Below are 18,333 nucleotides of genomic sequence, written 5' to 3' on the forward strand. Positions count from 1 at the left end.
ATGCTCTTATTGATCACGAGGGTTGTAAAATACCGTTTCCATTCACGCGGTTGCGTACGTTAACCCCGGCCATGATGCCCAAAAGCAGCTCGGCCGATTTGGTTCTCATTTCCAGGAATGATTCTTCAGTGTAAAAAGCCGAGTGTGCGGTAAGAATAACGTTATCCAGAGTTCTGAAACCTGCGGGGATATCGGGTTCATTCTCCAGGACATCCAGCCCGGCCGCAGCAACCTTGCCGGATTTAAGCGCTTCTAACAAAGCCTGTGAATCCACAATGCCCCCGCGTGCCGTATTGACCAGCAAGACGCCTTCTTTCATTTGCTGAAACTGCGGTGCGGAAAGGAGATGGTGGGAAGTGCGGTTTAGGGAAGCGTTGACAGAAACGATATCCGACGAAGCGAGCAACTCCTCAAGGGATTCACAGCGTGTTACGCCATGCGTTTTATCAACCCCGCTGGCGACATAGGGGTCGTAAAACCGGATTTTCAAACCAAAGGCCGCCGCTCTTTTTGCCACGGCACCGCCGATGCGGCCAAAACCGATGATCCCCAGGGTCTTGTCACGCAAGCGGTACAACTTTTTGACGCTGGCCCAGTCCCAACCCCCTTGTCTGACATGCAGATTGATGTCGTTGAGTTTACGGGCTACGCCGAGCATCAGCGCCAAAGTGTGATCGGCCACTTCTTCTGTGCCGTAGTCGGGAATATTGTACACGGCGATGTCGAGCTGCCTGGCGGCGTCGATATCCACATTATCGTAACCGACGGCGGCTTTAACGATAGCGCGGCAGCGGCCTAAATTACGTAAAAAAGCCTGATTGAACTGGATGGACGGGATGCATGCCCAGATGATCATGAACTCTATCTCAGGCAGGATTTCGGCGGGTATTTCATTGATATTGCTGATATGTGCCAAGTGAACATCATACCCGGCCAGTATTTCTCGCTCAATATCTGGTTGGGGGAAATGTTTTTCCGTTGTCGAATCAATGATTAAAACCTTGGTACGTCTGGGTTCCATCTAACGCCCACTCCATAATTGTTAAGATAACATTAACATTACAAACTGAGTGTTAATTGAAGCACGGTTCCTTTTTTCTAACAAGTTGATGGGTTTTAGCTTAAAAAATCGATTAATATTCAATATGTAGTTTATAAATCCAATGGTTATGGTTTTGTTAATCAAAAAAACAGAATATGGGTAAGGGATAGAAATATTAATCTTCTGAAAGAAACAAAGAAAACGTGAAAAATATTTACCTTTACCGGGATGGGTAAACGAGTCCTTTTACTGAAAGAATCCACTCTGCCCGATGCGACAGAGAGGCTTGGGTCGGAGCGCATTCATCGTCATCAGGAAAACTCACTGCGCTCAAGTGAACGACAAGTTTCGGCCTGCTCAAACATGGGATCACCCATAGCTTTTCCTTATATAACCCTTCATTTGAAATAATCTAATTTCAGCCGATTTTTCGCATTACTTTTTCTAATTTAATGTTCGGTTATCAAAAGTCGAAATTCCGCGACAAGCCGTTGGTTTGTTATATAACTTCGGATTTTTGGTGCTCCAATTGTTGGTTTTGTGCCTTAAAGCGCATTTTTCCAGTTAAAAACTCTGCACACTAGCCCGGCTTTTTAATGACGACGGACACCGCCAAACCTATTTTAACTTATGGTTAATGGGGACGTTCGGTGATAACGTCAGAGCAAAGGTATCGTTTGCGTCACGACGGTCAGCCGCAGTTTCCGTACGTTTCGGCGCAGCGTTTCCGTTGGGCAGTCAGTGCGCCACGCAACCCGGCCCGCGAGCCATAATCTGACGTATTGCGTGGCAGCACCCTAACTTCAGCTACTGAGTGGAATGAGGGAAAAGATGGCAAAGCAAACCCCACTGTACGACCAGCACGTGGCGTGCGGTGCGCGCATGGTAGATTTTCATGGCTGGATGATGCCGCTGCATTACGGCTCCCAGATCGATGAGCACCACGCCGTGCGTCAGGATGCCGGTATGTTCGACGTCTCCCATATGACCATCGTGGATCTGCACGGTGCCCGCACCCGCGAGTTCCTGCGCTATCTGCTGGCGAATGACGTCGCCAAGCTCACTCAACCTGGCAAAGCGCTGTATACCGGCATGCTGAATGCGTCCGGTGGCGTGATCGACGATCTTATCGTTTACTTCCTTACTGAAGACTATTTCCGCCTGGTGGTGAACTCCGCCACGCGCGACAAAGACCTGGCCTGGATCGAAGAACACGCTGCACCTTATGGCATTGAACTGAGGGTGCGCGACGATCTGGCGCTGATTGCGGTGCAGGGCCCACAGGCCAAAGAACGTGCCGCCACCCTGTTTACCCCGGAACAAAAAAGCGCGGTCGAAGGCATGAAACCCTTCTTCGGCGTGCAGGCCGGGGATCTGTTCATTGCCACCACCGGTTATACCGGCGAAGCGGGTTATGAAATCGCCCTGCCGAAAGAGCAGGCGGCGGATTTCTGGCAACAACTGCTGGCGGCGGGCGTTAAACCGGCCGGTTTGGGCGCGCGCGACACTCTGCGCCTGGAAGCGGGCATGAATCTGTATGGCCAAGAGATGGACGAAGGCGTTTCGCCGCTGGCTGCCAACATGGGCTGGACCATCGCCTGGCAGCCGGAAGATCGCCAGTTCATCGGCCGTGACGCGCTGGAGCAGCTGCGGGAACAAGGCACCGAACAACTGGTCGGCTTGATCATGACGGAAAAAGGCGTATTACGTAATGAGCTGCCGGTGCGTTTCACCGACGCGGCAGGTCAGTCGCGCGAAGGGGTGATCACCAGCGGCTCATTCTCGCCGACCCTGGGCTTCAGTATTGCCCTGGCGCGCGTGCCCGCCGGTATCGGCGAGCAGGCTATCGTGCAAATCCGCAACCGCGAAATGCCGGTCAAGGTCACCAAACCCGGCTTTGTCCGTGCCGGTAAGCCACTGACTAATTAAATTTTTGTTTATTGATTCTTTATTTCTTCGAAGGAGTAGCTGGCGATGAGCAATGTGCCAACAGAATTGAAATATGCGGCATCCCACGAATGGGTGCGTGACGAAGGCAATGGTGAATACGTGGTAGGCATCACCGAACACGCGCAGGAACTGCTGGGTGACATGGTGTTTGTCGATCTGCCAGAAGTTGGTGCGGCAGTGACCGCCGGCGACGACTGCGCCGTGGCGGAATCGGTGAAGGCCGCTTCCGATATCTATGCGCCAATCAGCGGCGAAATCGTTGCGGTCAACGACGCGCTGGAAGCTTCACCTGAGCTGGTGAACAGCGAGCCTTATGGCGATGGCTGGCTGTTCCGCATCAAGGCTTCCGACGCTGCCGAACTCGGTAAGCTGTTGGATGCCGGTGCATACCAGGCTTCTATCGACGAGTAATCAACATACTCTTCGTCTTTCAAGTGCAGCCTGGTTATCTGCACTGGCTTACCCCGGTGACTTACTTAAGTCAGCGCCTGGGGATAAGCAAGCCGGCCGCCTGGCTGCAACTTGAAATCCATTGAGTATGTAACGCCTTTACCCAGGCATTGAGGGTAGGGCGTTTCAGTTATAGAACAGGCTATATCCCGTATCCCGTCAGCATTCAGGAATTTGTAGCAATGACTCAGACACTCAGCCAACTTGAACACAGCGAAGCGTTCATCGAACGCCACATCGGCTCTTCTGCGCAACAACAGCAGCAGTTGCTGGAAGCGGTGGGCGCACGCTCGCTCAGCGCGCTGATCCAACAGATTGTGCCGGCAGACATTCAGTTGCCGGGGCCGCCGCCGGTGGGCGATGCGGCGACTGAACATCAGGCGCTGGCCGAACTGAAGGCGATTGCCTCGCAGAATCAGCGCTACAAATCCTATATCGGTATGGGCTACAGCGCGGTGCTGACGCCGCCGGTGATCCTGCGCAACATGCTGGAAAATCCGGGCTGGTACACCGCTTATACCCCTTATCAGCCGGAAGTGTCGCAGGGCCGCCTTGAGGCGCTACTGAACTTCCAGACCCTGACTCTGGATCTGACCGGTCTGGATCTGGCGTCCGCCTCGCTGCTGGACGAAGCCACCGCCGCCGCCGAAGCGATGGCGCTGGCCAAGCGTGCCAGCAAGCTGAAAGACGCCAACCGCTTCTTCGTGGCTGACGACGTGCATCCGCAAACGTTGGACGTGGTGCGTACTCGCGCCGAAACCTTCGGTTTTGAAGTGATCGTGGATCAAGCCGAGAAGGTGCTGGAGCTGCAGGGCGTGTTCGGTGTGCTGTTGCAACAGGTGGGCACCACCGGCGAACTGCACGACTACGGTGCGTTGCTGGCTGAGCTGAAAACCCGCAAAATCGTCACCAGCGTGGCGGCCGACATCATGGCGCTGGTGCTGTTGACCGCACCGGGCAAACAGGGCGCAGACGTGGTCTTCGGTTCCGCGCAGCGCTTTGGCGTGCCAATGGGTTACGGCGGCCCGCACGCCGCCTTCTTCGCTTGCCGCGACGAATTCAAACGCTCAATGCCGGGCCGCATTATCGGCGTATCCCGCGATGCTGCCGGCAATACCGCGCTGCGTATGGCGATGCAAACCCGTGAGCAACATATCCGCCGCGAAAAAGCCAACTCGAATATTTGTACCTCGCAGGTGCTGCTGGCCAACATCGCCAGCCTGTACGCGGTGTACCACGGCCCGCAGGGCCTGCAGCGCATTGCCGGGCGTATCCATCGCCTGACCGACATTCTGGCCGCCGGATTGCTGCAGGCTGGTCTGGCGCTGCGTCATAAAACCTGGTTCGATACCCTGACGGTGGAAGTCAAAGACAAGGCCGCAGTGCTGGAACGCGCGCTGAGCTTTGGCATCAACCTGCGTACCGACATCCACGGCGCGGTGGGTATCACGCTGGACGAAGCCACCTCGCGTGAAGACGTGCAGACGTTGTTCGCCCTGTTGGTGGGTGACGATCACGGGCTGGACATCGACGCGCTGGACGCGGCGGTGAGCAAAAACGGCCTGTCGATCCCGGCGGCGATGCTGCGCAAGGATCCGATCTTGTCCCATCCGGTATTCAATCGCTACCACAGCGAAACCGAGATGATGCGTTATATGCACCGTCTGGAGCGCAAAGATTTGGCGCTCAACCAGGCGATGATCCCGCTCGGCTCCTGCACCATGAAGCTGAATGCGGCGGCGGAAATGATCCCGATCACCTGGCCTGAATTCTCCGAACTGCACCCATTCTGCCCGCCAGAGCAGGCGGCAGGCTATCAGCAGATGATCGGCCAGTTGTCGCAGTGGCTGGTGCAATTGACCGGCTACGATGCGGTTTGCATGCAGCCGAACTCCGGCGCGCAGGGCGAGTACGCCGGCCTGCTGGCGATCCGCCGTTACCACGAAAGCCGTAACGAAGCGGGCCGTCATATCTGCCTGATCCCAAGTTCCGCGCACGGCACCAACCCGGCTTCCGCCCAGATGGCGGGCATGAGCGTCGTGGTAGTGGCCTGTGACAAAAACGGCAACATCGATCTGCACGATCTGCGCGTCAAGGCAGAACAGGCGGGCGAAGCGCTGTCCTGCATCATGGTGACTTACCCGTCTACCCACGGCGTGTATGAAGAAACCATCCGCGAAGTGTGCCAGATCGTTCATCAGTTCGGCGGCCAGGTGTACCTCGACGGCGCCAACATGAATGCTCAGGTCGGCATTACTACTCCAGGTTACATCGGTGCGGACGTCTCGCACCTTAACCTGCACAAAACCTTCTGCATCCCGCACGGCGGCGGCGGCCCGGGAATGGGCCCGATCGGCGTGAAAGCGCATCTGGCACCCTTTGTGCCGGGCCACAGCGTGGTGCAGATCGACGGCGTAACCACTCAGCAAGGCGCAGTGTCCGCCGCGCCGTTCGGCAGCGCCTCAATTTTGCCAATCAGTTGGATGTACATCCGCATGATGGGCGCGGAAGGGTTAAAACTGGCGAGCCAGGTGGCGATCCTCAACGCCAACTACATCGCGACCCGTCTGAAAGATGCCTATCCGGTGCTGTATACCGGCCGCGACCATCGCGTGGCGCATGAATGTATTCTCGATATTCGTCCGCTGAAAGAAGAGACCGGCATCAGCGAAATGGACATCGCCAAACGCCTGATTGACTACGGTTTCCATGCGCCGACCATGTCGTTCCCGGTTGCGGGCACGCTGATGGTCGAACCTACCGAATCGGAAAGCAAGGTGGAGCTGGATCGCTTTATCGACGCGATGCTGGCCATTCGCAGCGAGATAGACCGGGTGGCGAAAGGCGAATGGCCGCTGGAAGACAATCCGCTGGTGAACGCACCGCACATTCAGGCGGAGCTGGTCAGCGATTGGCAGCATGCCTACAGCCGCGAGCTGGCGGTGTTCCCTGTCGCCGGTGTGCGTGAGAACAAATACTGGCCGAGCGTGAAGCGCCTGGATGACGTGTACGGCGACCGTAACCTGTTCTGCTCCTGCGTGCCAATGAGCGAATACGAATAACACATTCGGTAAAGTTTGTTAGCAAGGGACACCGCATGATGCGGTGTCCCTTTTTTATTGCCGGGCCGCAGTGATTGCGCTTCACTGCTTAATGGGCAAACTCAATGGCATAAGGAATCGTTATGAAAGCGGCAATCGTAAAAACGTTAGGGCAGCCACCGGTTTTCGGGTCAGTCGAAGAGCCGCAGGCTCAGGCGGGGGAGGTGTTGATTGAGGTGACGTTGGCGGGCATCAAGCAGCTTGACCGCGCGATGGTAGCGGGAACCCACTACTCCAGCCCCAGGACCTTGCCGATTGTGCCCGGCACTGATGGCGTGGGCTATGCACCGGACGGCCAACGGGTGTATTTCGCCTCGTTCCGCCAGCCGCATGGCGCACTGGCGGAAAGAACCGTCGCGTCATGGACAGTGCCGGTGCCGGAAGGCGTGGATGACGCCACCGCCGCGGCGCTGATAAACCCGGCTTTCGCCGCCTGGCTGCCGCTTCATTGGCGCGCCGAGGTACAGCCGGGTGAAACTGTGCTGATTATTGGCGCTACGGGCACGTCAGGCAAACTGGCGGTGGCCGCCGCGCGTCAGGCGGGAGCGGGGCGCATCGTGGCGGCCGGTCGTCGGCAAAGCGTGTTGGATGCGCTGGGCGTTGATGGCACGGTAGATCTCGGGCTGGAAGGCGCTGAACTGGTACAGGCTTTTGCCGACGCCGCCGGCCCGGCAGGCTATAACGTGATTATCGATTATATCTGGGGAGCGGCCACCGAAGCGCTGCTCGCCACCTTGAACAACCACGATCTCTCTTCCTATGCCGGAGGGCGCGGTATCCGGCTGGTTAACGTCGGCTCAATGGCCGGGCCGGATATCCGGCTGCCGGCGGCGGTGCTGCGCAGTAATCAGCTGCAGATTATGGGCAGCGGTACCGGTAACTTCCCGCCGGTGGCAGAAATGCAGAGATATGCCAACGAGATCCTGGCCCTGGCGGCGGCAGGCAAGATCGCCGTCGAAACGCAGGAGCATGGTTTAACCGAGATTGCCGCCGTCTGGGATTTGAACAAGAAAAGCGACGTTCGTTCGGTGATCCGCATTTCGCGTTAGGCGTTAGCCCTGGCGGCCAGTTTGGTCGCCAGGAAAAAACGGGCCAGCGCCGCCACCCCGGTGGCCAGCCCGAGGCACAGTACCGCACCCGCCTAAAAATGGGCCAGATCCGAGTTTGATGACAAAGTTGTCTTTGAACCCGAGATACTCGGGCCTAGCGCACCGAGGGGCGCTCCGGCGGGCAAGCCGCTACGACCCCTTCGGCACGCTCTCCCTAATAATGGGCTTTGTCAGCAGTCTGATCCTTTATTCCTTTCCCTGCGGGGCCGGGTAATTTTCCGGCAGATCGATCACGAATCCGATACCGCGATCGTCAAGCCCTTCGGTGATCCGCAGCTGCGCACCGATTTTATCGGCCAGGTTTTTGGCGATCGCCAGCCCCAGACCGCTGCCGATCTGTTGCGTGCCGGGTACGCGGTAAAAGCGTTCAAACAGGCGTTTGCAGTGTTCTTTATTCACGCCCGGCCCATTGTCGCGCAGGCTAACGTAGCAACCCATCGGCGACAGCGAACGGATGTTGGCTTCGATGCGACCGCCAGCCGGCGCGTATTTGATGGCGTTATCCAGCAGGTTGGTGAATATGGCAATCAGCGAGTGGCGGTCAGTCTCAATCACCACACTTTCACTGCCATCCAGCGAAAGTTCGACGTTTTTCTCCAGCGCATAGGGCACGTGCTGCGCAATGCATTTGCTGATTTCTGCGTAGATATCCACCGCTTCAATCTTCAGCGGAAAGTTTTCCGATTCCAGCTTGGCCAGGTCAATCAGCTGGCGTGACAGCGACGCAGCGCGATCCAGCCCCTGCTGCATGTCTTCAATAATTTCCTGCCGCTCGGTCTTGTCCGCTACCTGGGTCAGCAAATGCAATTGCGCCAGCACGGCGGCGATCGGGGTGCGCAGTTCGTGCGCGGCATCGGCCATAAAGCGTTTTTCACGCTGATTGGCGGCATCGATACGCGTCATCAACTTATTGATTTCCAACACTACCGGCCGAATTTCCTGGTATTGCTCACGGACGTTGATCGGCGATAAATTGCCGGGCTTGCGATCGGAAATCATTCTGGCGATTTGCCGCAGCGGCCGCAGGCTGAAATAAGCGGTGATCAGCAGCGTAACAATAATGGCAGCCAGGACCACCAACAGGGGAATTGCGGTGCTTTCCGCCGGATTGCCGAAAATGGTGGTGCGGTTGTCAAAGGATTCGCCGACGATCACCCGAAACCGCCGTTTATCGCTCCAACTGCCGGCGATATGCCATTTCACGTTGGCATAGCTGATGGCGCCGGACAGGACCGATGGGGGCAGGAACAAGGGTTTTTCCTGTGGCGGCGAGGCGTAGAGCATCCGATTATTGTGGTCGTAAACCACAAATAATGGGCGATAGTCTATTTCGTCCTGCATACCGTTTTTGATCGAATCAATATACATCATCTCGATATCCTTGATGATCCCGAGATAATTGCTGTCGGTAATGTCGGTCTTATCGAGAATGTTGGCAATACCCTGTGCGACAATACGTTGTTGGTTGTCCAAATACTTTTCCGTATCGGGGTAATAAAGGTATTTAACCCAACCGAGCAATATTCCCCACAGCAATAAAATAGCCATAACCTGAAAAACAATGATGCGCATAAAAAACGATTTGAAGCTAATCATCCCTGCGTCTCTTTTTTTAATAAATAGCCGATGCCGCGCACGGTAATAATTCTTTCCTTGCCGATCTTGCGTCGCAGGTTATGCATATGCACCTCCAGAGAATTACTCTCCACACAGTCGCCATTGCCGAACAGCCGCTGTTCCAGTGCGGCTTTGCGCACCACCGTGCCGGCGCAGCGCATCAGTTCATGCAGCAATCGGTACTCTTTTTTCGACAGCAGCAACAGTTCGTCCTCCAATGTTACCTGATGGTTCATCGGGTCCAGATACAGATTGCCGAGGCTCCAGGTCTGGGAGGCAAACCCGGCCATGCGTCGGTTCACCGCCTTCACGCGTGAAATCAGTTCCGGCAGCGCAAAAGGTTTGGCCAGAAAGTCGTCTGCGCCGGAGTCCAGACTATTGACCAGGCTTTCTATGCGATCGCGGGCGGTCAGAATAATGATGGGAATATTTTGTCCGGCGGCGCGCCATTCGACCAGTCTCGTCAAGCCGTCGCCGTCGGGCAGCGTCAGATCCAGCAGCATTAAGTCGAAGCTGCGTTGCGATAATTTATCTTGTGCATCATGGAGCAGCCGCACCCAGCACAGGTTGAACCCTGCCAGTTCCAATGCGCGGCACAGGGCTTTACCCAATTGCAGATCGTCTTCCACAAGCAATATGTTCACTTGATACCCGGTTTATGTCACTGCGCTGGCGGCTATATAACTACAACCCTCGGAGGAAGACAACGCCGTGTGGCTGTTCGCTCCCCCCTTCTTAAGCAAACCTTAATCTGGCGTTAATTTCACGTTAAGGGAGGCTCCCGGCGTTTCGGGTAGGATTTCCGGCACAGCTATCACCTCAGGGTAAAAAAATGCATGCCGGAAACGCTTCAAATTCAGCCATCACCGGGGGAGTTACTCGCCCGCGTACGATTTTATTCGTTGCTCTGGCCTTGATGCTTTTTAATGCCGGAGTCTGGGGTGAAAACAAACCAGCGCCACACCCGACGGGTATACAGCGTAGCTCGCATACGGCGATGCCGGATATTTTTAACAGCTTCAAACCCCGTATTAAAAAACAATTACGGCGCCTGGCGGCGCTATAAGATCCCCATTAAATAATAAGGTAGAGAAGGTGAAAAATACTCTGGGTTATTCCGCAGCGACATTATTGATGCTATTTCCCTTGCAAGGCTTTACGCAGGACGGCGGGGAAGCTTCATTGAAACTCAGCGGCGGCATGGCGGTGGCGCCGATTTATCAGGGGGCTTCCAGCTATAGCGCCGAGCCGTTGTACGATATTGAGGCTGGCTACGCTAAATCGGCCTGGGGTGATTTCAGTCTGGGCCTGAGTGAAGGGGCGCGCTGGCAGTTACCCTTGTCAGGGCCGTTTGGCATCGCCTTATTGGCCGGTTATGACGCCGGGCGAGATGAAGAGGTGAAAACGCTGAGCGGCCGCAATAAGCGGCTAAAAGGCATGGGTGATCTCAAGGGCGCTTTTGAGGCGGGCATAGAGCTGAGTTATAAATTTGATGCTTTCCATGCCTATGTAAAGGGCATGCAGGCGACCAAGACGCGCCGTTATGGGGGGGAAGACCTGGGGAATACCGCCTACGTCGATCTGGGCGTGGCGGCGGTTTATCCGCTGAGCGATACGCTGACCCTGTCGACCGACCTGAGCACCACCTGGGCCAACAGCGGCTATCAGCGCGGTTATTTCGGTGTAACGCAGCGTCAGGCGCAGCAAACCGCTTTCGCCGCCTATCGGCCGGGGAGTGGCTTCAACCAGGTGGCACTCAATAGCGCACTGAATTACCAATGGACGCCAGAAATCGCCTTCCAGGCCGGTGTGGGTATCTATACTCTGTTGGGCGATGCGGCCAAAAGCCCGATCGTCGAGAAAAAAGTGGCTGGGGTTGCCTTCCTGAGCGCCAGTTACAGTTTCTGATTACCCAACCCAAAAAAAGGAACAGCATGTCGAGAGTTGCATTGGTCACCGGCGCCAGCCGGGGTATTGGGCGTGCCACGGCGCTGCTGCTGGCTCGTCAGGGGTACGCTGTGGGCGTTAACTATCTGAAAGATGAGACGGCGGCGCAGCAGGTTGTCACTGAGATTGAGTCACTGGGGGGCCGGGCGCTGGCATTGCAGGCGGATATCGCTGACGAAAACCAAGTGGTGGCGATGTTTGCCAAACTGGACGCAACCCTTGGCTCGCTCGACGCACTGGTCAACAATGCCGGCATTCTGTTTCAGCAGACCGGTATTGAGCAACTGACCGCCGAGCGCATCAACAAGGTGTTAACCACCAACGTGACCGGTTATTTTCTCTGCTGCCGCGAGGCGGTGAAGCGCATGGCCAAGCGCCATGGCGGGCAGGGTGGTGCGATCGTCAATGTGTCTTCCGCCGCTGCCCGTTTGGGGGCACCGTGGGAGTACATCGACTACGCCGCATCGAAGGGGGCGGTCGACACGCTGACTACCGGGCTTTCGCTCGAGGTGGCGGCGCAGGGTATTCGGGTCAACTGTGTGCGGCCAGGGTGTATTTACACCGAAATGCATGCCAGCGGCGGTGAGCCGGGGCGCGTCGACCGGGTAAAAAGCGGGTTGCCGATGCAGCGTGGCGGCTATCCGGAAGAGGTGGCGGAAGCTATCGCCTTTCTGCTGTCCGATGCCGCGTCTTACGTGACCGGCAGTTTTATCGAGGCTGCCGGCGGGCGGTGACAGTTTTGTTAGCTGAAATTACAAGGATTTCATTTTGACAGCGAGCATTATAGGGTGTAATTTCTGATCAAATAACAACCGTTTTGTAGTTACAAAAATGTATGTTTCTTTTGAATGGAATCAAAATAAAAGCCAAAGTAATCTGGTAAAACATCACATTAGCTTTGATCTGGCACAGCATGTGTTTTCAGACCCAAACCAATTGGCGGTGATTGAACGCATTGAGGGCGGAGAACAACGCTGGCAAACCATCGGCATGGTTGATGGGTGCCTGATACTGCTCGTGGTGCATACAACGCATGAGACCGATGCAGACGGTGATAGTATTGAAATCATCCGCATCATTTCTGCTCGTAGGGCGGATGCTAAAGAAAGGAGGGAATATGAAGCGCAAAAATTCGGTTAGGGACGTGCGGCATAGTCTGCTTCCTCCATTGACGGAGGAGCAAAAAGCGCAGATAGCTTCTCTGAGAGCTTTAGGCGATGCTGAAATTGACTACGGCGATGCGCCAACGCTCAGTGAGGAAACATGGGCGCAGGCAGTTCAGGGGCGTTTCTATAAGCCGATGAAAGTGTCAAAAACGATAAGAATTGATGCCGATATTCTGGCGTGGCTCCAAAGACCCGGTAAGGGCTATCAGAAACGTTTGAACGCAGTGCTGCGTGAAGCGATGCTGAAAGAGCATGAACATGAAGAGTAAAATAGAGCTGACGTGTGGTTAATTATCCGGTGATTCCAGATCACCGGATTTGTTCTCTGAACTTGCTCAGCCCTCATGCAGTAGCGCGCTGCGGAACGACAGAATATGCGCCTCTGCGGCATTGGCCGCCGCGTCGCTGTCCTGGGCAGCCAGTGCGGCGATAATCGCCCGATGCTCCTCGATCACCTCCCGCATATGCCCTTCCCGCGACAAGGTGCTGGCCCAGAAACGCTGCGCTCTGGCGTGCAGTACGCTCAATATGTCCGCCAACATGTTATTGCCGGCGATCAGCGCCAGCTCCTGATGGAACGCGTGATCTAGCGTCATCATCCGTACCCGGTCGCGGCTCTGGCAGGCGGCTTCGATTTGCTGGTTTAGCGCGGTCAGCGCAGCGATCTGTGGCTCGGTAATCCTTTTGCTCGCCAGCCGCATACACAGCATTTCATTGGCGAGCCGCACTTCGATCAGCTCCAGCGCGTCATCCATCGACAGCGGCGATACCATCACTCCTTTGCGCGGGATCACCTGCAGCAACCCTTCATTGGCCAAACGGTGGATCGCCTGATTGATCGGCGTTCTGCCCATATCCAGTTCGCTCATGACCTGTGCGGTATTGAGATATTCGCCAGGTTTATAGCTCAACGTCACCAGCGCCTGCTTGAAGCGCCGATAGGCCAGTTCATTCAGTGACAGCCCGGCTTCCTCTGCCGTCGGGAGTGACTGGCTCTCTGCGTCAACGGTCATCACGTTCTGCTCCTGCAAAAGAAAGTTTTTAGACATAGTACACAAAAACATGGCACGGAAATCGCTTATTTGGTTACTAAAGATATAGTGAAATTTCACAGTATTTTAACCAAAGAGGCACAACGCCATGAGATTGACCTTCACTTTACCCGAATCCTGCGGCGCGGGGACGCTGGATGCCGAGATTGATCATCTGGTGATCGCCGGCTGGACCGGCCGCGATCGCGAGGCGATTTTGCACCATATTCGGGAGTTGGCCGAACTGGGTGTGCCCCAACCCAGTGCAATCCCGCTGTTTTACCGGGTGGCGGTTAACCAGCTAAGCCAGAGCGAACGCATAGAAGTGATCGGCAACGCCACTTCCGGGGAAGCGGAACCGCTGATCTTTGCCCATCGCGGCGAGCTGTTCGTTTCGCTGGCGTCCGACCATACCGATCGTCAACTGGAAGTGCACAGTGTAGCGCTATCCAAACAGATCTGCGTTAAGCCGGTTGCGCGCGCTGCCTGGCCGCTGCGGGAGGTGGTTACACATTGGGATTCGCTGATCCTGCGTTCGTGGATCAAGGAGGACGGGGAGTTTCGGCTTTATCAGCAAGGAAGCCTTGCCAGCCTGCGCACCCCGGGCGACCTGCTGGAGCGCTATCTGGGCGGCCGGCAGTTGCCGGAAGGTGGGCTGACGCTGCCGCAGCCGCACGATGGTCTGGCCATGACCTGCGGTACGGTGGCGGCGATTGGCGGCATCCGGCCGGCGACCGAGTTCCGCATGGAACTGGCGGACGAGGTACTGGGGCGCTCCATCACGCATGGCTATCACAGCATCGAACTGCCGGTGGTGGCGTGATGAAAAAACTGACGTTAGGACAGGCCGCCGCCGGGCTGGCCTGCGGTGAATTGAGCAGCGTGCAGCTGACCGCCGCCGCGCTGGCGCATATTGCCGATGAGCAGGGCGAGGGAGTGCGCGCTTTTACCCGCGTTTATGCGCCGTGGGCGCAACGGCAGGCACTGGCTGCCGATCGGCGGCGCGCGGAGGGGAATCCTTTGTCAGCGCTGGACGGTGTGCCGGTATCGGTCAAAGACTTGTTCGACGTGGCCGGTGAAGCCACCGCCGCCGGCTCACGGGTATTGGCCGCCGCGCCGGTCGCCGCAAAACATGCCGCCGTGGTGGAACGCTTGTTGCAGGCGGGGGCGGTGGTTATCGGCAAAACCAACATGACCGAGTTCGCCTATTCCGGGCTTGGGATCAACCCTCACTACGGCACGCCCGCCAACCCTTGGGATCGGGCCGTGCGTCGAATTCCCGGCGGTTCGTCCTCCGGGGCTGCGGTCGCGGTGGCCGAGGGGATGTGTTTTGGCTCGATTGGCAGTGACACCGGCGGATCGGTGCGGATCCCGGCGGCCTTCTGCGGCCTGACCGGTTTCAAGCCTACCGCCCGGCGCATTAGCGATGGTGGCCTGCTGCCGCTGTCACCGTCGCTGGATTCGATTGGCGTGATTGCTCACGACGTTGCCGGTTGCATTGTGTTGGATACGGCGATAGCCGAACGGCCGCTGCAGCCGCAGTTAAAAAACTTGAGTCAGGCGCGCTTTGCGGTGCCGCAAACCCTGGTGCTGGACGACCTGGACGAGGAGGTCGCTGCGGCGTTTCACCTCAGCCTGCAGCGGCTGGTGGAGGCCGGCGCGCAGATTGAACACATTCCCTGCGCGGAATTCGCCGAACTGGCGGCTATCAACGCCGCCGGCGGTTTTACCGCGCTGGAGTCCTGGCGCTGGCACCATGCGCTGATCGCCGAACATGCCGAGGAATATGACCCACGGGTGCTGTCGCGCATTCGCCGCGGCCAGCCGTTGGGGGAGGGGGATTTGCAGCAGCTACGGCAGCTACGCGCCGAGTGGCAACGGCGGGTTACCGCCGCCGTGCAAATGTTTGACGCGCTGCTGATGCCGACCGTCCCGCTGGTCGCGCCGACGATTGCAGGGCTTGAAGCGGATGAAGATGCCTATTTCAGTATCAATGGCGCCGCGCTGCGCAATCCTTCGGTGATCAATTTCCTCGACGGCTGTGCGCTGTCGCTGCCTTGTCAACGGCCTGGCGGAGCGCCGGTTGGCCTGATGCTGGCCGGGTTGCCGATGCATGACGAGGCGTTGCTGGGCTGGGCGCTGGCGATTGAACGCTGTCTCGCTGGTGCGTGATTTTCCGGTGGGGCGTGGCCCCGCCATACTTTGAGTTAACAGGAGAGTACCCATGACCGGTTCCCCGAACGGAATGCTGTTTGTCGCAACAGATGTCGCCGCGCAGGACGAGGCGGATTTCAATCAGTGGTACGACCGTGAGCATGTGGAAGAGCGGGTACGCGTTCCCGGTTTTTTGTCGGGCACGCGCTACCAGGCGTTGCAGGGCGGGCGTAAATACCTTGGGTTGTACAAAACCGAATCCCTGGCCAGTTTTACTTCTGCGGCCTACCGCGCCGCTTTTACCCAACAAACCCCCTGGTCGGTGGCAAGCCTCGATAAAATGCGTGATCCGATGCGTCGGGTGTGCACGGTGGAGGCGGTAACCGGGCAGGGCTGCGGCAGCCATTTGGCTATCATCCCCCTCGAGCCGGCAGAGCCTGAGGGGCTGAAACTTGCCATTAGACATCTGGGGAGCATGCTGGCGGAGCAACCCGGTTTTGTCCGCAGCAGCCTGCTCGCGCCCGACGTTGAACTCAGCTCGCCGTTGCCAAAAGAATCGCGGGAAAACCGTCGCCTGCTGCCGATGTTGCTGATTGAAAGCAGCAGCGCCGCCGCCGGTCAGCGGCTAAATGAACTGGCCTGTCGCCAGTTGAAAACACCCGCTGAGGCGACCCAGCACTATGTCCTTGGCTGGCAACTGACCAAGCAGGAGCTGACATCATGAGCACATCAACCACTGAAACGCCGATCGCGGATTCGACTGCCGCCGCTTCTGCTGCCCATCCGCCAAAAACCGGCAGATTGGCGGCCGCCAGTTCGATTGGCACCGCATTGGAATGGTATGACTTCACCGTTTATAACATCATGGCGGCGCTGATTTTCAACCACGTATTCTTCCCGTCGTTCGATCCGCTGGTGGGCACCATTCTGGCGTTTTCCACCTATGCGGTCGGCTATATCTCGCGGCCGATCGGCGGCATCGTTTTTGGCCATCTCGGCGATGTATTGGGCCGGCGGTTTGTGCTGGTCACCACGCTGGTGATTATGGGCGTCACCACCGCATTGATGGGGCTGTTACCTGGCTACGCCACCTGGGGCATCTGGAGCCCGCTGCTGTTGGTGACGTTGCGCTTTATTCAGGGCATCGCGCTGGGGGGCGAATGGGCGGGCGCGGTACTGTTGTCGATGGAGCACGGAAAACCGCATCAGCGGGGACGCAACGCTTCGTTTGCTCAGGTTGGTCCTTCCTGCGGCACGCTGATCGGCACCGGTTTGATCACGTTGGTGACGGTGGCGATGTCGGCGGATGATTTCCAGCAGTGGGGCTGGCGCATTCCTTTCCTGCTCAGCCTGGTGCTGGTGGTATTTGGCTTGTGGTTGCGCCGTGGCGTGGGGGAAACGCCGGCATTCCTGAAACTGGAGGCGTCGAGGGATGTGACTCAGGCTCCGATCCGCGAAGTATTTACTCAGCACAGGCGCCCCTTGCTGATCGCCGGCGGCTCGCGCATCGGTTCCGACGTGCTGTATGCGCTGGTGGTGGTATTTACCCTGACCTACGTCACTACGGTGCTGAATCTGCCGCGCCCGCTGGCGCTGACCGCCACCATGCTGGGGGCGATTGGCAATGCCATTACCGTACCTATGTTCGGCGCGCTGTCCGATCGCTTTGGCCGTCGGCCGGTGTATATCGGCGGGGCGCTGGCTGCGATGGTTTGGGCGTTCGTGTTCTTTGTGTTGCTGGACAGCAGCCAGCCGGTGCTGATTTGCCTGGCGGTGGTGATCGGCTTGCTGATCCATGCGGCGATGTACGGTCCGCAGGCGGCATTCATCACCGAACAGTTCCCGACCCGGGTACGTTATGCCGGATCGTCGCTGGCCTACACGCTGGCGGGCATTCTCGGTGGCGGCTTTGCGCCGCTGATTATCGCTACGCTGTTCAAGTCCTACGGCAGCACGCTGGCGATCTCGGCCTATGTGGTGGCGGCGTTACTGATCACGCTGTGGGCGGTGATTGCCGCGAAGGAGACGGCGCATAAACCCTTGTGAAAGGAAGGCCGGGTGAGAGGTTCACCCGGCTTGCTGCGACGGCGGGATTATTTCAACCAGCCTTTGCGCTGTGCGTCCTGCAGGTGTTGCAGCAGGTGCTTCCACAGCTCCGGGTGGACTTCGGCGATCATCGCGTTGCGCGACAGCACCTGTTCGAGGCTGATGCCGTTCTCGACCCAGCTTTGGCCTTCGTTATGCAGATTCATCAGCATCGGCATGGTGCGGTCCAGCACCAGCGCAAAGCGCGCGTCGGCGCTTTCGCCATCTTCATACTCCTGCCATAAAGCGGTGAAATACTCGCGTTGTGCCGCAGGCAGCATGCCAAACAGTCTCCGTGCCGCCGCCACTTCCTGATCGTGGATTGCCGCCCGCGCCGCCAGATCGTAAACCAGCACGTCACCGGCATCGATTTCCACGATGTCATGCAGCAGCGCCATCTGGATCACCCGCTGGATATTCACGCCTTCACCGGCATACTCAGCCAGGCTGAGAGCGGCAATGGCAAAGTGCCAACTGTGCTCGGCGGAGTTTTCCTGGCGCTGGGTGCCGAGAACCTTGGTGCGGCGTTGCACGCTTTTCAACTTGTCGATTTCCATCAGGAACTGGACGACCTGGGTCATGGAGCCGAAATCTAACGCGGGTACAGCGGATGACATGGTGTAAACCTCAAGGTAGATGGGTGAAGCCCGTCGATTGTAGACCAGCGGGCAGGGGATTTCG

At 57.4% G+C, this 18,333-nt stretch carries 18 protein-coding genes; 13 read left to right on the plus strand and 5 right to left on the minus strand.

The genetic code is table 11. The features are described 5' to 3' along the window. Positions 1–13: 13 nt before the first annotated feature. Positions 14–1,021, minus strand: a complete 1,008-nt coding sequence (locus D4100_RS21355; RefSeq protein ID WP_119805206.1) for a C-terminal binding protein — start codon at positions 1,019–1,021, stop codon at positions 14–16. A gap of 852 nt (positions 1,022–1,873) precedes the next feature. Here D4100_RS21355 and gcvT point away from each other — a divergent pair. The 4 genes from gcvT (at position 1,874) to D4100_RS21375 (ending at position 7,592) form a co-directional block, all read left to right on the plus strand. Continuing rightward, positions 1,874–2,971 (plus strand): glycine cleavage system aminomethyltransferase GcvT, encoded by a 1,098-nt coding sequence (gcvT, locus tag D4100_RS21360; protein WP_006319463.1) that lies wholly within the window; start codon positions 1,874–1,876, stop codon positions 2,969–2,971. 45 nt (positions 2,972–3,016) lie between these two features. Then, on the plus strand, positions 3,017–3,403 hold the full coding sequence (gene gcvH, locus D4100_RS21365) for a glycine cleavage system protein GcvH (RefSeq protein WP_006319456.1): 387 nt from the start codon (positions 3,017–3,019) through the stop codon (positions 3,401–3,403). 221 nt (positions 3,404–3,624) lie between these two features. Continuing rightward, the gene (gene gcvP / locus D4100_RS21370) at positions 3,625–6,504 is read left to right on the plus strand and encodes an aminomethyl-transferring glycine dehydrogenase (protein ID WP_119805207.1); all 2,880 of its coding nucleotides are present in this window, start codon (positions 3,625–3,627) and stop codon (positions 6,502–6,504) included. 122 nt (positions 6,505–6,626) lie between these two features. Then, entirely contained in the window at positions 6,627–7,592 is a 966-nt protein-coding gene (locus D4100_RS21375) for a quinone oxidoreductase family protein (RefSeq protein ID WP_119805208.1), read from the plus strand. A gap of 246 nt (positions 7,593–7,838) precedes the next feature. On the opposite strand, the gene D4100_RS21380 is transcribed toward D4100_RS21375, so the two are convergent. After that, positions 7,839–9,248 (minus strand): ATP-binding protein, encoded by a 1,410-nt coding sequence (locus D4100_RS21380; RefSeq protein WP_006319453.1) that lies wholly within the window; start codon positions 9,246–9,248, stop codon positions 7,839–7,841. Then, positions 9,245–9,913 (minus strand): response regulator, encoded by a 669-nt coding sequence (locus D4100_RS21385; protein ID WP_043912559.1) that lies wholly within the window; start codon positions 9,911–9,913, stop codon positions 9,245–9,247. Before D4100_RS21385 ends, D4100_RS21380 begins: the two co-directional genes overlap by 4 nt. A gap of 188 nt (positions 9,914–10,101) precedes the next feature. On the opposite strand from D4100_RS21385, the gene D4100_RS21390 reads away from it, so the two are divergent. The 5 genes from D4100_RS21390 (at position 10,102) to D4100_RS21410 (ending at position 12,651) form a co-directional block, all read left to right on the plus strand. Beyond that, positions 10,102–10,335: a hypothetical protein gene (locus D4100_RS21390; protein ID WP_119805209.1), complete on the plus strand. Its 234-nt coding sequence runs from the start codon at positions 10,102–10,104 to the stop codon at positions 10,333–10,335. A 29-nt stretch (positions 10,336–10,364) separates the two neighbouring features. Beyond that, a complete protein-coding gene (locus D4100_RS21395) occupies positions 10,365–11,177 on the plus strand; it encodes a MipA/OmpV family protein (protein ID WP_119805210.1) in 813 nt (270 codons plus the stop codon). Positions 11,178–11,203: 26 nt separating this feature from the next. Next, a complete protein-coding gene (locus D4100_RS21400; protein ID WP_006319441.1) occupies positions 11,204–11,950 on the plus strand; it encodes an SDR family oxidoreductase in 747 nt (248 codons plus the stop codon). Between the two features lie 97 nt (positions 11,951–12,047). Continuing rightward, positions 12,048–12,356: a BrnT family toxin gene (locus D4100_RS21405; RefSeq protein ID WP_006319440.1), complete on the plus strand. Its 309-nt coding sequence runs from the start codon at positions 12,048–12,050 to the stop codon at positions 12,354–12,356. Continuing rightward, positions 12,334–12,651: a BrnA antitoxin family protein gene (locus D4100_RS21410; RefSeq protein ID WP_006319439.1), complete on the plus strand. Its 318-nt coding sequence runs from the start codon at positions 12,334–12,336 to the stop codon at positions 12,649–12,651. Before D4100_RS21405 ends, D4100_RS21410 begins: the two co-directional genes overlap by 23 nt. A gap of 66 nt (positions 12,652–12,717) precedes the next feature. Here the strand turns inward: D4100_RS21410 and D4100_RS21415 are convergent, their stop codons facing one another. Continuing rightward, positions 12,718–13,395 carry a GntR family transcriptional regulator gene (locus tag D4100_RS21415; protein WP_006319438.1) on the minus strand — a complete coding sequence of 226 codons (678 nt, stop codon included), beginning with the start codon at positions 13,393–13,395 and terminating at the stop codon, positions 12,718–12,720. 127 nt (positions 13,396–13,522) lie between these two features. On the opposite strand from D4100_RS21415, the gene D4100_RS21420 reads away from it, so the two are divergent. From D4100_RS21420 to D4100_RS21435, 4 genes are read left to right on the plus strand one after another with little or no spacing between them, the layout of a single operon-like run. After that, entirely contained in the window at positions 13,523–14,236 is a 714-nt protein-coding gene (locus D4100_RS21420) for a DUF2848 domain-containing protein (protein WP_006319437.1), read from the plus strand. After that, positions 14,236–15,585, plus strand: coding sequence for an amidase (locus D4100_RS21425; protein WP_119805211.1), 1,350 nt, complete (start codon positions 14,236–14,238; stop codon positions 15,583–15,585). Before D4100_RS21420 ends, D4100_RS21425 begins: the two co-directional genes overlap by 1 nt. A gap of 52 nt (positions 15,586–15,637) precedes the next feature. Further along, entirely contained in the window at positions 15,638–16,291 is a 654-nt protein-coding gene (locus D4100_RS21430; protein WP_119805212.1) for a DUF4286 family protein, read from the plus strand. Next, the gene (locus D4100_RS21435; protein WP_119805213.1) at positions 16,288–17,613 is read left to right on the plus strand and encodes an MFS transporter; all 1,326 of its coding nucleotides are present in this window, start codon (positions 16,288–16,290) and stop codon (positions 17,611–17,613) included. Before D4100_RS21430 ends, D4100_RS21435 begins: the two co-directional genes overlap by 4 nt. Before the next feature lie 47 nt (positions 17,614–17,660). On the opposite strand, the gene D4100_RS21440 is transcribed toward D4100_RS21435, so the two are convergent. Next, positions 17,661–18,269 carry an HD domain-containing protein gene (locus D4100_RS21440; RefSeq protein ID WP_119805214.1) on the minus strand — a complete coding sequence of 203 codons (609 nt, stop codon included), beginning with the start codon at positions 18,267–18,269 and terminating at the stop codon, positions 17,661–17,663. Between the last annotated feature and the right edge of the window lie 64 nt (positions 18,270–18,333).

This window comes from Serratia inhibens, assembly GCF_003591175.1.
Classification (GTDB): Bacteria; Pseudomonadota; Gammaproteobacteria; order Enterobacterales; family Enterobacteriaceae; genus Serratia; species Serratia inhibens.

What these genes read in the sequence shown, in the direction of transcription:
- D4100_RS21355 (WP_119805206.1), bottom strand. Translation starts at nt 1,021, where the DNA reads ATGGAACCCAGACGTACCAAGGTTTTAATCATTGATTCGACAACGGAA.
- gcvT (WP_006319463.1), top strand. Translation starts at nt 1,874, where the DNA reads ATGGCAAAGCAAACCCCACTGTACGACCAGCACGTGGCGTGCGGTGCG.
- gcvH (WP_006319456.1), top strand. Translation starts at nt 3,017, where the DNA reads ATGAGCAATGTGCCAACAGAATTGAAATATGCGGCATCCCACGAATGG.
- gcvP (WP_119805207.1), top strand. Translation starts at nt 3,625, where the DNA reads ATGACTCAGACACTCAGCCAACTTGAACACAGCGAAGCGTTCATCGAA.
- D4100_RS21375 (WP_119805208.1), top strand. Translation starts at nt 6,627, where the DNA reads ATGAAAGCGGCAATCGTAAAAACGTTAGGGCAGCCACCGGTTTTCGGG.
- D4100_RS21380 (WP_006319453.1), bottom strand. Translation starts at nt 9,248, where the DNA reads ATGATTAGCTTCAAATCGTTTTTTATGCGCATCATTGTTTTTCAGGTT.
- D4100_RS21390 (WP_119805209.1), top strand. Translation starts at nt 10,102, where the DNA reads ATGCATGCCGGAAACGCTTCAAATTCAGCCATCACCGGGGGAGTTACT.
- D4100_RS21400 (WP_006319441.1), top strand. Translation starts at nt 11,204, where the DNA reads ATGTCGAGAGTTGCATTGGTCACCGGCGCCAGCCGGGGTATTGGGCGT.
- D4100_RS21405 (WP_006319440.1), top strand. Translation starts at nt 12,048, where the DNA reads ATGTATGTTTCTTTTGAATGGAATCAAAATAAAAGCCAAAGTAATCTG.
- D4100_RS21410 (WP_006319439.1), top strand. Translation starts at nt 12,334, where the DNA reads ATGAAGCGCAAAAATTCGGTTAGGGACGTGCGGCATAGTCTGCTTCCT.
- D4100_RS21415 (WP_006319438.1), bottom strand. Translation starts at nt 13,395, where the DNA reads ATGACCGTTGACGCAGAGAGCCAGTCACTCCCGACGGCAGAGGAAGCC.
- D4100_RS21420 (WP_006319437.1), top strand. Translation starts at nt 13,523, where the DNA reads ATGAGATTGACCTTCACTTTACCCGAATCCTGCGGCGCGGGGACGCTG.
- D4100_RS21425 (WP_119805211.1), top strand. Translation starts at nt 14,236, where the DNA reads ATGAAAAAACTGACGTTAGGACAGGCCGCCGCCGGGCTGGCCTGCGGT.
- D4100_RS21430 (WP_119805212.1), top strand. Translation starts at nt 15,638, where the DNA reads ATGACCGGTTCCCCGAACGGAATGCTGTTTGTCGCAACAGATGTCGCC.
- D4100_RS21435 (WP_119805213.1), top strand. Translation starts at nt 16,288, where the DNA reads ATGAGCACATCAACCACTGAAACGCCGATCGCGGATTCGACTGCCGCC.
- D4100_RS21440 (WP_119805214.1), bottom strand. Translation starts at nt 18,269, where the DNA reads ATGTCATCCGCTGTACCCGCGTTAGATTTCGGCTCCATGACCCAGGTC.